We start from the raw sequence: 15,471 nt of genomic DNA on the forward strand, positions 1-15,471 counted from the left end.
TCTTTTGTTGAAATTGTTAGAGAAAGCTCACGCAGCTGGAACGCCCCGCAGCACGGGACGTTCCGACGTTTTAGTGCAATGCCTTTTACTGCGGTTTAAGCAAATACGATCCCCGCACCAGACAGGTTGTCGAGGCCAACACCCACCAACGTCACCGCGTAGTCGCCGACCTTGAGCAGCGTGTCGTTACCCGATTGCGAAACATGCTGGCTGTAGTCATAGCCCTGCCCCGCGCCCTGAACGCCCATGAACACCAGCTTGTCGCTGCCCTGGTAACCATTGATGGCGTCGAAACCGAACGCGCCGCTGAACAGGAAGGTGTTGTGGCCGCCGGAGGCAAACATGACGTCATTGCCCTCGCCGCCGACGAACGTCACCTGGCTCTTGTCGCTGCGCAGCACATCGTTGCCCGACAACCCGAACAACCAGTCACCGTCGGCGGTCGCCACCAGCGAATTGCCGTAGGCATCGCCATTGAGCGAGTGGTTGTAGTGGGTCAGATCGGTGCCAGCCAACAAGCCTTTGGCGCTGACGTTGTAGGTTACGTCCTTGTTGAGCAGTCCCCACATGGCCCCCGATTCCTTGCTGACCAGCGCGCCGATGTCGCGGGTCATGCTGATGCCGCCGTAGCTGTCGCGCACATACAGCGTGCCGTCACCGTCGTTGGCAAAGGTGAAGTTCTTCAGCGGCTGTTGCAGGTCGAAAACGTTCTGCCCTTTGCCGCCGAGCAGGATGTTGTAACCACCCGCGTCCCTGAAGGTGTCATTGCCGTCGCGGCCTTCAAGGAAGTCGTTGCCTACGCCGCCGCGCAGCAAATCGTTGCTGTCGGTGCCGATGATGAAGGTGCTGCCGGTGTGCGTTTCACCACTGCGGCCCAGGTCTTCGATCCAGGTGCTGGCGCGCAACGACTCCGACAAGGTCGAGACGAGGATCGTCGAGTCCTTGCTGGTGAGGTCGTAGAAGCTCGAACCGATCACCCGGTTCAGACCATCGGCATAACCGAGGGAGCTGTGGGCCGCCCAGTGTTGCGGGTTGGCAATGCTGAACGGGGTCATTTGGGTGGAGACGTAGTGGTCGTTGACGTTGACGATGTTGTTGGTCGCCGAGTCTTGAACCTTGTCGTGCTTGTACAGCGATGAACTGGTGAAGGTGGTGCCGTCGAGCACGCGAAACACCGGGTCATTTTCGTAACCGATGTTCAACACATGGGTGCCTGCCGGGCTTTGCGTCGGCGAGGCGAAGGTCATGTAGTTGGCGTCCTTGAAGTAACCGCCCCAGTGGTCGGCACTCAATTCGGCCACGCTGTTGGCGCCCAGACCACCGAGGCTGTGGCCGGTGATCAGCACGTCCTTGGCATTCAGGCCCTTGGCACTGGCGAACGCGGCGACGTCCTTGAGCAAGGTGTCGAAGGCGCTTTTGGCGTAGTTCTTTGCGTAATCCTTCGGGCCGATAGCGGCCAGCAGATTGTTCTTCATGTCGCCGTAGGTGTCGCTGTAACCCAAGCCTCCGGTCCCGCGAAACGCAATCCCGAGGGAGATCAGCTTGCCCGCCGCATCGTACTTGGCCAGCACCTCGGCTTCGGCGCTGGTGAAGCCGTCCTGCTCGCCAAAGAAGGTGCCCTGGGCACCGACCTTGCCTTGATAGCCCAATTGCCCGGCGGTGACCGGCGTCCAGCCGGTAGCCAATGGCTTGCCGGTCGGCGTGTAGGCGTACAGCGTCAATGCAATCGCATCGCTGTACAAGGCCTTGCTGGCCTCGCTGCCGAACTTCCTGTAATCAAAAACACCCATTTTCTTGCCTCTTCATTGCTGGTACGTATTGCGGTTTTTCAAATCAGAACTGCCAGTCGAGGGTCAGCCCGACGCCGTGGGTCTTGTCCCGCGAGCCCAGCAGTCCGTTGTAATCCAGGTTCAGCGAGACATCGCGTGCCAGCGCCAGCCCTGCTCGAACGCCGACCACCGCCGCGTTGCGGTCCATGGACACGCTCTGCACGGCAAACGGCGTGCTGCCGGAGGCAAACGCGAGGTTTTCCTCGGAGTGGATGTTGCTCAGGTTGTGCTGCCAACCCAGGGTCCCGGACAGCTCGAGTTGCTGATGCTCGGTGAGCGCCAGGCGTTTGCTCGCCCGCAGGCCCAGTGTGGAAAGCACCGCGTCGCGGTTGTCGTCGCCGCCCTTGAGCGCTGCTGCGCCGCCCTTCTCGGTGAAACTGTCACTGTCCAGGTGCACGTAGGCCAGATTGGCGAACGGCTCCAGTGCCAACGGTTGCAAGTCCAGGCGATAGGCCGCCTCAGTGAACACTTGCGTGGTGTGCGCATCGCGCTTGGATTTCTGCTTGGCGCTGATGTCGCCGAACTGCAGGTCGCGTTTGGCGTCGATACGGTGCCAGCTGTAGGCACCGCCGACGCTCAGACGCAGCGCATCCATTTCATGCCCGGCGTACAGGCCCAGGTGGTAGCTGTCGACCGTTGCCGAAGAATGGGTGCCATCGCCCATGTTCAGCGAACTGTTGCTGTAACCGGTGACGAAACCCAGACGCGTGTGGTCGGCAATCAAACCGTCGGCCCCGGCCAGCAGACCGCTGATGGAGCTGGTGTAGTTGGCGTTGTCGTGGCCACTGTCGGTCTTGCCCCAGGCGCCCAGTACTTTGACCCAGGCATTGTTCTCGGTGCTGTTCGGCGTTGCGGCGTCATAGAGACCGCCATCGCGCAGGCGCTCACCGACGGCATCGCGCAGATAGCGCGAGTCGTTGACCAGCAAGGTGCCGATCGCCGGATGAATTTCCCCGGACAATTGCTGGAAGGCTTGCTGCGCGCTCGACGCGTTCGGCGACAGCAGCAGGCTTTCATACACGGCGTTACCCGCGCCCAACTGCTCGGCGGCGGCAGCCACGGAGCGTTGATTCGGGGTTTGCCCGACGCTGGCGAAGGAGTCGCCGTTACGTTCGATCGCCAATTGCACGCCGGTCGCCGAGTAGTCGAGGCTGCCACCGATAAACGCGTAGTTCGGCAACACCGCGCCGAACTGGCCCTGGATACCGCCGGCCGCTTGCAGGATGTTGTACTGATGACCGATCAGGCTGCGCACGTCGCTGGGGCTCAACAGCGTCGGGCTGTTTTCCAGCGACAGGCTCACAGTCGCGCCCTGGATCGTGGCTGTGCCGCTGGCAACGATGCTGTCGCTGCTGGTGGGAGACAGCTCGACGGCATAGGTCGAACCGGGCTCGAAGGTCACATTGCCGGCAACGTGCAAGGTGCCGATCGAGTTGCCCGGTGCGACGGTGCCACCGCTTTTAGCGGTCAATGTGCCGACCTGCCCGGAGCCACCGAGGATGCCGCTGTCGTTGACCGTGACCGCCGACAGCAACGAACCGTTGACGGCCAGTCGCCCCTGATTCACCAGGGTTGGCCCGGCATACGTGTTGTTGCCCGTCATCACCAGCGTGCCGATGCCCTGCTTGGTCAAGCCGCCGTGACCGGAAATATCGTTGCGCCAGACGTCGAACCCGCAACTGATGTCGTTACAGATCCGCTGTGTTGGCTTGCCGGCATCGATGACCGCACCGATGCCCGGCAGGTCGGCGACAAACTGGCCGGAACCATAGGAGCCGTCCACGCGAAATTCCTGCGGAATGTCGGCATCGGCGACAAACATGCCGGGGCCGTCGATGCCCTTGCGCAGGTTGATCATGCCCCAGCCGTACAACGAATCGATGCCCGGTGCGCCCATGTCGGTGGCGGTGGTTTTCAGCACCGTGGCGACCTGCGCGCCGGTCATGTACGGGAAGCGTTCCATCAGCACCGCAGCGGCGCCGGCAACGTGTGGCGCGGCCATCGAGGTGCCGTTCTTGTTGGCATAGCCCACGGTCAGGTCATCGGCGTTGGTGCCGCCGAGCACCGCGCTGTAGATCTTGGTACCCGGTGCCGACACGCAAAAGCCTGCGGTATAACCGCAACGCGACGAGAAGGTGCTGATGATGTAGGGATTGGCGCTAGTGGTGTCCGGGTTCATTTGCAGCGCCGCGACGGTGACCCAGTTCGCGGCAATGTCCGGCACGAAGTAACCCAGGCCGGCAATCGCGTCCGGGTTGTTGAGGTTGTAGTCGTTACCCGCGGCGAAGATGGTCACGATGCCGCTGCGAGCCGCATCGATGGCGCCTCGATACGCGCCGCCCTGTTTGGTGTTGAGCAGCGGCTGGATCTGATCGAACTGCGCCTGGCCGTCCTGCACGGTGAAATGCGGGAACGCCGGGTCCTTGCCGCCCTTTTTGAAGCGATCGGTGATGCCGATGCCCCAGCTGTTGTTGATGATCCGTGCGCCGCTTTCTCGTAGGCCGTCCCAGCCGGCTTTGTAGACCGCGCCGTCGTTGCCGAGAATGATCCCGTCTTCAGGTCCCGGGTCGCCGTTGTCGGCGCTGATGATTTGCGCGTTGAACGCCACACCGTGCATCGGACTGCCATCGCGGCTGCCGGCGGCAATCCCGCCGACGTGAGTACCGTGGTACCCCAGCTTGCCGTCGGAACCTATCGTCGGTGTGCCGTCATACCGAAAGGCATCTCCGGCTTTGACCGGAATGTAGGGGTCGGTGTATTCACGGATACCGCTGGTGACCAGCGTCACCACTTTGTCCACGCCGGAAAACTCCGGGTGTTTGGCGTAGACCGGTTGATCGAAGATGCCCAACTTGACGCCTTTACCGGTGAACCCGGCTGCGTAGGCATCCTGGGCGTTGATCGCGCCCAGCCCCCACTCGGCGTTGAATTCGGGACTGCGCCAGCTGTTCGGATCGCCGAGCTTGGCGCTTTCCACATAGGGCGCGGCCTGAGCGACCCCGATTGCCGCCAGATAAGCGATAAAAGCCCCATTGAGAGCTTTGGCCTTGCGGCTGATGCCGATTTGCACAGGCGCGTTGTTGCGAGATTTGCTTTCCATCCAGCTACCTTCCTTAGTTGACTTGCTTAAATCCCCGCGTGTTTATCTGCACGCATCTTGTTGTGTTCCACGCTCCCCCGTAGCAGCAGGCCGCGTTCGGCTGCGCAGCAGTCGTAAATCCATACCCCGCGGTGCATCAGGCCCACCAAGCTGTCCGCATTGGCGAGCGCTGCGCACTCGAACGCCGGCTTCGCCAGCTGCTACAAAAGCTGCGCTGTACACAACCCTGTAGCAGCGGCCGCAGGCCGCGTTCGGCTGCGCAGCAGKCGTAAATCCATRCCCCGCGGTGCRTCAGRCYCACCRAGCTGTCCGCAYTGGCGAGCGCTKCGCACTCGAACGCCGGCTTCGCCAGCTGCTACAAAAGCCACGTTGCACACACAACCCTGTAGCAGCGGCCGCAGGCCGCGTTCGGCTGCGCAGCAGGCGTAAATCCATACCCCGCGGTGCATCAGGCTCACCGAGTCGCCCGTATTGGCGAGCGCTTCGCACTCGAACGCCGGCTTCGCCARCTGCTACAAAAACCGTGGTGTTCTTTAGAACTGCCAATTCAGGCTCAGCCCTACTCCGTGGCTGTTTTCGCCGCTGGCCAGGCGGCCGTTGTAATCGAGGTTCAAACGAACGTCCTTGGCCAATGCCAGCCCGGCCTGAACCCCGACCAGCGCCGCGTCGCGGGCCAGTGGTGCGCTTTCGACGGCGAACGTCGGGCCACCGCTGGCAAACGCCAGATGGTCTTCCGATTGGGTAGCGCTCAGGTTGTGCTGCCAACCAAGGGTCCCGGCCAGATCAAGCTGTTGCTGGCTGGAAAGGTTGATGGTTTTCAGCGCTCGCACACCCAACGTACCAAGCACCGCATCACGCGTATCGCGGCCACTTTTCAGCGCTGCGGCATCGCCTTTTTCGGTGAAACCGTCAGTGTCCAGATGCACATAGGCAAGGTTTGCGAACGGCTCCAGTGCCACGGGCTGCCGGTCCATCCGGTAGGCGGCTTCGGTGAACACTTGCGTGGTGTTGGCGTCGACCTTGGCTTTCTGCCTGGCACTGACATCGCCGTAGTGCAGGTCGCGCTTGATGTCTGCCCGGTGCCAGCTATAAGACCCGCCGAGACTCAGATGCCACGCGCCCAGTTCGCGTCCGGCGTAAGCGCCCAGGTGGTAGCTGTCGACCTGCGCCCGCGAGTGGGTGCCGCTGTCCAGGTTCAGCGAGCTGTCGCTGTAGCCCGTGACGAATCCCAGACGAGTGTCTTCGTCGAGCAAGCCGTCGACCCCGGCCAGCAAGCCGCCAATCGAGGTGGTCGAGCCCGCCGTGTCATTGCGCATATCGGTCTTGCCCCAGGCACCCAGCGCCTTGACCCAACCGCTACCGCCCGTTGCCGGATCTGCCTGCAAACGTTCCGTCACCGCATCACGCAGGTAACGGCTGTCGTTGATCAGCAAGGTGTCGAGCGCCGGATAGATTTCCCCGGACAACTGCTGGAACGCCTGTTGGGCAGACGCTTGCGATGGCGACAACAAGAGGCTTTCGTAAACCGGGTTGCCCGTGCCCAATTGTTCGATGACAGCAGCCACAGAACGTTGGTTCGGAGTTTTCCCGACACTCGCGAACGAAGTGCCGTTGCGTTGAATCGCCAGCTGCACGCCCGTCGCCGAGTAGTCGAGACTGCCACCGATGAACAGGTAATTCGGCACCACCGCACCGAATTGCCCCTGAATACCGCCCGCCGCTTGCAGGATGCTGTACTGGTGACCCAGCAGGCTTTCGACCTGGCTGGCACTTAACAATGTCGGGCTGTTTTCCAACGCAAGGCTGACAGTCGCGCCCGAAACGGTCGCCGTGCCGCTGGCGACAATCCGGTCGCTGTTGGTCGGCGACAGCTCCACCGCATAGGTCGAACCGGGTGCCAGCGTCACATTACCGTTTACCTGCAAGGTGCCGATCGAATTACCCGGCGCGACGGTTGCGCCGCGGTTGGCGATCAAACCACCGACCCGCCCGGAACCGCCCAGGGTGCCGCTGTCATTGACCGTCACCGCCGAGCTCAACGACCCATTGACCGTCAACAGGCCGCCATTGACCGTGGTCGCACCGCGATAGCTGTTGTTCCCGGCCAGTATCAACTGGCCCGCGCCGGATTTGATCAGGCTGCCCTCATACAGTCGTGTCGCGGCGGCCGCATCCCGCGCCGTGCCTACTGCATAATCGGTCTTGTCCTGCTGACTGGCATTAGCCGCGATGCCGTTTTCCCAACCTTTGTCTTTCAAGGTCTGTTGCCAGGCGCTGTGTTCGGCGGCGTCTTCGCTCTGACGCTGGATCAGCGCCTTGTCCGAGATGTCGTTGCTCCACACATCACGCTGACCGGCAGCGAGGTTGGCGTCGAATGGACCGAGCAATTGCCCCGGCCCTCTCATCGCCCGCGCAAGGTCGGGCACGCCCCAACCGACCCGAGTGGTCGGCGCGTCGGTGATCGAACCGTCAAGCTGGGTCGCGGTGGTCAGCAACACCTGCAAGGCTTGCTGGTTGTTCATGTACGGGTAGCGCTCCATCACCAGTGCCAAGGCACCGGTAGCGTGGGGCGCCGCCATCGACGTGCCGTTGTAACTGGCATAGCCGCCACCAACGATGGTGCTGTAGATCTGCGCGCCCGGCGTGCTGATGCACCAGTACTTGGCGATGCCGCACTGGTTGTATTTTTGCTGGTTGTTTCTATCCAGCCCCGACACCGCCAGCCAGTGACCTTCCAGGTCCGGCTCGAAATACGGCAGGCTCGCACGCACACTGGCGTTGGCGTACCCGCTGTTGCCGGCGCTGAACACGTTGATCACTCCACGCCGCGAGACATCGGCCGCCGCATCGATCCAGGTGTTGCGGTTCCAGTGTTGGGCATAGGCGGCGTGCAGGCTCTCGATCGTCTTGTAGTCGACATCCTTGGGCTGGCTGCCCCAGCTGTTGTTGATCACCTGCACGCCGGCATCGGCCAAGGCGTCATAGGCCGCCTTGAAATACTTCGGATCGGGGCCGGGACCAAACAGGAAACTGTCGTTCTGATTGGTATTGGCGACGTACACATCCGCGTTGAATGCCACGCCATGCATGCCGACGCCGTCACGCGCAGCGCCCATGGTGCCGGTGACATGGGTGCCGTGGGAGTCGTTGTTGGCGTTGTGAATGCCGCTGACACTGAACGCTGTGCCATTGACGTAGTTGCCGGTGGCCGTGACCGCGTGAAAACGTGCGGCTTCGGGGTGGTTCGGGTCAAAACCCGAGTCCAGCGCGCCGATCTTCACCCCTTTGCCGGTGAAGCCTGCGGCATAGGCTTCATTCGCCTTCAGGCGATCCAGGCCCCAGTCACTCTGGTACTCAGCGGTACGCCAACTGGCGGGGGCCCCCACTTGCCCCGGATCAAGATAAGCCGCATGAACTGCAGCGGGCAGCGCGGCGACGAGCAACAGCAATGAGCCGGTGGTGATCGGCTGGGCACGATTACGACGTACGTCCGTGTTCATAAATACTCGCTTTCCTGGCGTTATTGGATTTGTAGTCCCCCTGCCGGGGGCGGTGCAGCGGTGTGGCGCTTATCGGGTTGCCTTGTGCGGGCCGAAGGCTTCATCGACCTTGGCCAGGTCCTCTTCACGCAAGTTGCCGGCGTAGTAGTGCAACTTGGTCCAGGCCATTAAGTAGTCATAACGGGCCTGGGCCAGGTCACGGCGTGTGGTGTAGAGCTGCTGTTCGGCGTTCAGTGCATCAAGGTTGACTCGCTCGCCACCAAGGATGCTTTGCCTGGTCGAAACCACCAGCGCTTCGGCTGACGTCAGGGCCTTTTGATAGGCGCGCAGCTTGCTGACTCCCGACAGGCAGGCGCTGAACTGGCGACGCAGCTCGATCAGGGTTTCGCGGGTTTTCGAGTCCAGGTCATATTCGGCCTGCTCCATCGAGCGACTGGCCTGACGCGTCGATGCCGACACTCCACCGCCGGCATACAACGGCACGCTGATCTCGATACCGATGGTGTTGGTGTCGTAACGCTGGTTGTAGGTGTTGCCGCTTTCCGACTCGTTCTTGCGTGCCGTCGCGTAGGCGCTGACCCTGGGCAGGTGCCCGGCGCGATTGCGCTCGACCTCGTAACGCGCCACTTCCACCGCCTGACGCTGGGAGGCGAGGTTCGGGTTATTGCTCAGTGCGAGCTCATGCCAGCTGTCGAAATTGGCCGGTTGCAAGGTGAACGACTCAAAGGACTCGCTCAACGGCTCGAGGTCCTTGATATCGATATCCCGCGTGCCGATCAGCGCGCCCAGCTCACGCAACGAAGCGTCTTGCTCGTCGCGGGCCTCGATCTCCTCGGCGGTGGCCAGTTCGTAACGCGATTCCGCTTCGAGAATATCGGTGCGGGTGCCCTCGCCCTGACGGAACATCTGCTCGTTCTGCTGGAACTGTTGCTCGAAGGCTTTTTTCTTCGCTTGCGCGATGTCGATCTGATCCTGGGCAAACAGCGCCTGGGTGTAATAGGTCAGCACCCGGACCAGTAGCTCCTGGCTCTTGCCGCGAAAGTTTTCATCGGCAAACAGCGATTGCGCTACGCCCTTGCGATACGCCGCGTAGGCCTCGTAGTCGAACAACGGCTGTTGCAAGGTGAACGTCGAGCCGTAGCTGTTGTAGTTGCGGTCTTCGGTCTGGTTGCGACGGCGTTCGTCCAGGGAAGTGGCCTTGGAGTTGTTGCGGCCCTTGTTGTAGTTGTACGAGAGTTTTGGCAGCAGGCCGGCGCGACCAATCGTGCGGTTTTCCAGGCCGGCGTCGCGTTCCTTGATGGCGCCGAGGAAGATCGGATCATTGCGCAGCGCCTGTTCGTAAACTTCAAATGGCCCCATGGCATAAACGTTGGTGCAGACCAGCAATGCAATAGCGGTCCCGAGAATGGAATGCTTGCTCATACGACGGAACATCCTTATTCCTCGGTCAATGCGGAGCCTGCCCGGTCGAGCAGAGGTTTGAACAGATAGTTGAGGAGTGAGCGTTCGCCGGTGCGCACGAACATCTCGGCCGGCATGCCCGGCTTGATCACCAGACCGTTGAGTTTTTCCATGGCGACATCGCTGACGCTGCTGCGCAGTACGTAGTACGGCACGCCGGTTTTCTCGTCGACCATCTGGTCGGCGGAAATCAGGCTGACTTCGCCCGGCACCCGCGGTGTCTTGCTCTGGTTGAAGGCAGTGAACAGGATGTCCACCGGCAAGTGGCTACCAACCTTATCGATCAGATTCACCGGCAAGTGACCCTCGACCTCCAGACGCGTACCTTGGGGCACGATTTCCAGCAAGGTTTCGCCCGGGCGAATCACCGCGCCTTCGGTGTGCACACCGAGGTTGACGGCGATGCCGTCGGCTGGCGCGACGATTTCACTCTGTTGCAGATTAAAACCGGCCGAGGTCAGTTGCTGCTCCAGGGTCAGGCTCTTGAGCTGCGCGTCTGCCAACTGGCTGCGTACCTCTTTCTGGTATTCCTCGCTGTGCTGTTGCAGCTTCAAGCGCGTTTCAAGAATGCCCTGCTCCACTCGCCCGCTTTCGCCGCTGTTCTGCGCCAGCTGTTGTTGGACTTGCGAGAGCTGACGCTGGAACTCCATCAGCCGGTTGCGCGGGATGTAGCCGTTGTCCGCCAAGGGTTGCAGGTTGGTCAGTTGCTGGCGCAGGGATTCGGCCTGCGCGGTCAGGTCAGTGCGCGCCCGACGCATCCCGGCCAGTTGTGCGTTGGCACCTTCGATGTTGGCGCGCATCCCGGCCTGCTCACGATCAAACGCTTCGCGGCGGCTGCTGAACAGTTGCCGCTGACCTTCCAGCACCAACGCCAGACGCGGGTCGGGGTCGTTGCTCAGCTCGGCCGGGAAACTCACCTGCTTGAGATTGTCACGCTCGCTTTGCCAACGCGCCAGGCTGGCCCAGGCCATGCGGTACTGGGCTTGCAGGGATTGCACATCGGCTTCGACCTGCGTCTGGTCGAGGCGAAACAATGGCTGGCCTTGCTTCACCGCCTCGCCTTCACGCACCAGAATCCGGCTGAGCACCCCGCCACTCATCGATTGCACGGCCTTGCGCTTACCGGACACCACCACTGTGCCCTGCACCGGGATCCCCTGATCGAGAGGCGCCAGGCTGGCCCAGAGAAAAAAGCTGCCGGCGCCGACCACGGCGAGCATCCAGCCCAGGCGGGCAAAATAACCGGCGTCGCGCTCAGGGCGCTCGGGTGCGTAACCTTGTTCGATTGTCATGCCGCTGTCCTTGCTCATACACCACTGCTCTTGGTCGGGGCCTGATACTGGCGGCTCATGCTGAGCCCGGCCGGTGCTGCGGCGGTTTTTTCCCGTGGCTGTTCCTGTTGTGCGCCAGACTGCTGTGCGCCAGACAGCGCCTTGAGCACTTCCTGACTCGGCCCGAAGGCTTGCAGGCGACCTTCGTTAAGCACCAGCAACTTGTCGGCCTGGGCCAGCGCCGAGGAACGGTGGGTCACCAGAATCACGCTGGTGCCCTGGGCTTTCATCTGCGCGATGGCACTGGCCAATGCGGCCTCGCCAACGGTGTCGAGGTTCGAGTTCGGCTCATCGAGCACCACCAGGCTCGGCTTGCCATACAGGGCTCGAGCCAGGGCCACGCGCTGTTTCTGACCGCCAGACAAACCGCTGCCATCCTCGCCCAGCACGGTGTCGTAGCCCTGCGGCAGGCGCAGGATCATCTCGTGCACACCAGCCTGCTGCGCGGCCTCGACCACCTTCTGCGGGTCGGCTTGGCGAAAGCGCGCAATGTTCTCGGCGACGCTGCCGCTGAACAGTTCGATGTCCTGTGGCAGATAGCCGATGTAGGGACCGAGGTCGTCGCGGTTCCAGCGATGGATGTCCGCACCATCCAGCCGCACGGTCCCGGCAAGGGTTGGCCAGACGCCCACCAGCACTCGCGCCAGGGTCGACTTGCCGGAGCCGGACGCACCAAGCACACCCAGCACCTCGCCGGCCCCAAGGTTGAAATTCACCATGTGCAAGGTCGCCGCGCGCTTGCCCGGCGGGCCGGCGCTGACCTGTTCGAAGGTCACCTGGCCCTTGGGCGCGGGCAACTCCATGGCGTCTTCATTGGGTGGGAACTCTTGCAGCAAAGCGTCCAGCCGCCGGTAGGCCAGCTTCGCCCCGCTCCATTGCTTCCAGACAGCAATCAACTGATCGATCGGACTCAGCACCCGGCCCATCAGGATGGAACCGGCGATCATCATCCCGGCGGTCATCTCGCCCTTGATCACCAGCAAGGCGCCCAACCCCAGCACCAGTGATTGCAGGCACAGACGCAGGGTCTTGCTCAAGGAACTGATGACCGCACCGGTATCGCTGGCCTGGTTCTGCAAGCCGAGAAAACGTGAATGCACCTGGAACCAGCGTTTGCGCAACGCCCCGAGCATGCCCATCGCCTGGATGGTCTCGGCGTTGTGCAAATGACTGGTGGCCAGTTGCGTGGACCGTTGCGAATAACCGCTGGCTTCACCCAAGGGCTTTTTGGTGATCGCCTCGTTGAGGAACGCCAGACCGATCAACAGCACCGCGCCGACGGTAGCGAACACCCCAAGCCAGACGTTGAACAGATAGATCACGAACAGGTAGACCGGAAACCACGGTGCATCGAAGAACGCGAACAGCGCAGGTCCCGTGACGAACTGGCGAATGTGGGTCAGATCGCCCAACGATTGGCCGGCGTTGCCCTCACCCTTGAACAGATTGCGCTCGAACGCGGCCTGATAGACCCGCAGATTGAAATGTCGCTCCAGTTGGCTGCCGATGCGAATCACGATGAAGCTGCGCACGGTCTCCAGCAAACCGATAAACGCGAAAAAGCCCACCACCATCAGCGACAGCATGACCAGCGTGGTTTCATTCTGCGAGGAGAGTACCCGGTCATAGACCTGGAGCATGTAAATCGACGGCACTAACATCAGTACGTTAATCAATGCGGTGAAACAACCGACGCTGATCAGAATACTTTTATAGTCGCCCAGCGCCTTCAATAGCGGTGCAGTGGGAGTGGTCTTCGCCATTCTCATTGATCTTCCCTGAGCTGATAGCCCGCGCGGTAGTTCGACACGGTTCCAATAAACTGCCACCCCACTCTGGCGGGGGCATGCTTTTAATAGTGCAACTGACAGGCGAACGAACTCTATGTCATGACGATATAGAGTTCAGGTTATTTACCGGCCAGCAAAAAAACTGTGAGGGAGTCGTTATTTCCATTATTGGAAAAGACTCGACTTACCCTGATGCTCTTAGTTTGGAGCGCGTTGCAGGACAATCTGCGGATCAGAGTGTTTGGTACTTTCGTAGCGCCCCTCCTGCTGTCGGCCAAGATGAATAATTCTTGAACCTTCTTTACCGGTCAGCGATATACCGTCGGGTTCCGGGAACCAACCAACGGGTGTTTCACTCAGCCAACCGGCGAGGCATTGAATATCGCCCGCCAATGTTTGATTTTGCACAAGTTCCAGTGAACAGGTGTTCTGCGGCTGTGCCGTCAGGTAAACCTGCCATTGCCCGGCCAGTTCCGACGGGTCCGCTAATCTCAGGCTGCTTGCCATGACTACATCTCCAGAAAACATCATCAGCGTGGCGATCAGCCAGGCCATTGCCCTGTAGGTAAAGGCGTTATGGGTCATAAGGTGCTTCGTTCCAGGTTGTAGCCTATGCAGCCTCGCCTACCGCAGCGGTGCTGGCAAGGACAAAGGGCAGCGCAGATGCGCTGCCCCCATAGTCATCGACTCAGGCCACGATGTCCGTGGTAGCTGCCTGGCCAATGGTGGCGACCAGGAAATCAGCCACGCCATGCCCGGAGAAGTCGATGGCAAGGCTGCTGCCACCGGAGATCGAGCTCAATACCGCGTCGCCCGCTGCACCGGTGAACGAATTCACGAAGTGCAGGCCTGCGCCGTTGGTAATGGCACTCAGGTCGATTTTGTCCAGACCACTGGTGAAATCCAGGATCTGATCGGCCGCACCCGGCTTGGAGTCGGAGCTTGCAGCAAACACGAAGGTGTCGGAACCGCTGCCACCCCAGAGTTTGTCCGCGCCACCCGCGCCGTAGATGATGTCGTTACCGGCACCGCCCTTGAGCTCGTTGGCCACGCTGTTACCGATCAGCAAGTCGTTGCCCGAACCGCCGATGGCGTTCTCGATGGTCACACCCTTGGCAATGGAAACGTTACCTACCATGCCGCCAACATCGGAGAACGAGGCCTCATTGAGGTTGATCTTCTGGTTTTGGGTGAAGCCGGAGAAATCCAGGGTATCCTTGCCGCCCGCGTCCCACACCGAGAACACGACTTTGTCCGACGACGAGGTCGCGCTGTAGAAATCGCGGCCGGCGTTGGAGTTGAAGCCGTAGGTGGTGTCACCGGTACGGGTGCTCATGTTGGCGCCGTAGAGCTTCTGCACCGCAGCAATATCGTCCATCAACGGACCGGACGAATAAGCCTCGACACCGCCCTTGCTGAAGTTCTGGTTGGTGTTGCTTTCACTCCAGTAACTCATGAGGCTGTAGCCGCGCGTGTCCTGGCCATAGGACGCGTCGTTGTAGGTCGGGTTGCCTTCGCCGGCGTTGTAGTCGCCTGGGTGAGACAGACCAAGGGTGTGCCCGATTTCGTGAGTCAGGGTCTGACGACCGTAGTTGTTCACGCCCGGGGTTTTGTTGACGTTGTAGCCACTGCCGGTCAGGTACCACGATTGGCCGTCATAGCCAGGCTCGGTACCCGGCAGGAAGGCGAACGCTGCTGCACCTTCCTGGCCGCCACTGTAGTTGCCAAAGGTCATGTGACCATCGCCACCCTTGGCGGCTTCAGTGAAGGTGACATTGGCCACGTCGCCCCAGGATTGCATGGCGAGTACGGCCTGAGCCTTCTGCAAGGAGCTGAACTGGCTAAAGCCGGTAACGCCCAGACCGCTGAAGTTTGACGTCGGTGCGGTCAGAAACGTGTAGGTGAGTTCGATCTTGCCGCTGCCGTTGAGATCGTGCCAGGAGGCACCATCACGCAGCAGTTGCGTCGCGGCTTGATCTACCGAGTAGGAGGGTTTGCCATTGACCGTAAGATTGCCGCCACGGTCATATTGATGGCTGAAACTATCGATCTGCGACCAGGCGCTACTTGTGGCGGCCAGTGAGTCAATAGCGTTCACTTTTACTTTCGACATAAACACACTTCCTTGTTTAGCAATGGAACAGTTTTTGTCAGACAGCGACAATCTCTGGCGAGATCGTCCTATCACTCGCCCAATGAAGGCGTAAGAAAGCTGACACATTTCGAAATCAAACGTCTACTACTTTTTTGACGTCAAATTGAACTGTTCCACAAAACTCCCGAAAACAATGACCGGAGAGTCGAAATAATCTTTGTAGTTCAATCTCAAAACAGGATTGTCGGACAATCTTTTATTTAAATATTAAATAACAGTACAGTTGTATTTGATTACTACGCCGCAGTTTTATGTGGCTTTTCTCCACCCACTTACACTCAACGCGCGCAGTAAATGTTCGGATT

The 15,471-nt window shown here is 60.7% G+C and carries 8 protein-coding genes; all 8 read right to left on the reverse strand.

Features of this window, described 5'->3' with window-relative positions:
• Positions 1–95: 95 nt before the first annotated feature.
• The 8 genes from AC1DHT_RS15300 to AC1DHT_RS15335 all read right to left on the reverse strand — a co-directional run bounded on the left by AC1DHT_RS15300 (position 96) and on the right by AC1DHT_RS15335 (position 15,124).
• Positions 96–1,790: a polyurethane esterase gene (locus AC1DHT_RS15300; RefSeq protein ID WP_427540952.1), complete on the reverse strand. Its 1,695-nt coding sequence runs from the start codon at positions 1,788–1,790 to the stop codon at positions 96–98.
• Positions 1,791–1,833: 43 nt separating this feature from the next.
• Entirely contained in the window at positions 1,834–4,929 is a 3,096-nt protein-coding gene (locus tag AC1DHT_RS15305; protein ID WP_427540949.1) for an autotransporter outer membrane beta-barrel domain-containing protein, read from the reverse strand.
• Between the two features lie 533 nt (positions 4,930–5,462).
• On the reverse strand, positions 5,463–8,429 hold the full coding sequence (gene eprS / locus AC1DHT_RS15310; RefSeq protein ID WP_427540946.1) for an autotransporter serine peptidase EprS: 2,967 nt from the start codon (positions 8,427–8,429) through the stop codon (positions 5,463–5,465).
• 69 nt (positions 8,430–8,498) lie between these two features.
• A complete protein-coding gene (locus tag AC1DHT_RS15315; protein ID WP_477761391.1) occupies positions 8,499–9,863 on the reverse strand; it encodes a TolC family outer membrane protein in 1,365 nt (454 codons plus the stop codon).
• Between the two features lie 2 nt (positions 9,864–9,865).
• Positions 9,866–11,182 carry an HlyD family type I secretion periplasmic adaptor subunit gene (locus tag AC1DHT_RS15320; protein ID WP_427540940.1) on the reverse strand — a complete coding sequence of 439 codons (1,317 nt, stop codon included), beginning with the start codon at positions 11,180–11,182 and terminating at the stop codon, positions 9,866–9,868.
• Between the two features lie 14 nt (positions 11,183–11,196).
• A complete protein-coding gene (locus tag AC1DHT_RS15325; protein WP_427540937.1) occupies positions 11,197–12,990 on the reverse strand; it encodes a type I secretion system permease/ATPase in 1,794 nt (597 codons plus the stop codon).
• Between the two features lie 219 nt (positions 12,991–13,209).
• A complete protein-coding gene (locus AC1DHT_RS15330; RefSeq protein ID WP_427540934.1) occupies positions 13,210–13,596 on the reverse strand; it encodes an AprI/Inh family metalloprotease inhibitor in 387 nt (128 codons plus the stop codon).
• A gap of 103 nt (positions 13,597–13,699) precedes the next feature.
• Complete coding sequence (locus tag AC1DHT_RS15335) at positions 13,700–15,124, reverse strand: serralysin family metalloprotease (RefSeq protein WP_427540931.1); 1,425 nt, start codon at positions 15,122–15,124, stop codon at positions 13,700–13,702.
• Between the last annotated feature and the right edge of the window lie 347 nt (positions 15,125–15,471).

The sequence above is a fragment of the Pseudomonas sp. 05N432 genome, assembly GCF_056396945.1.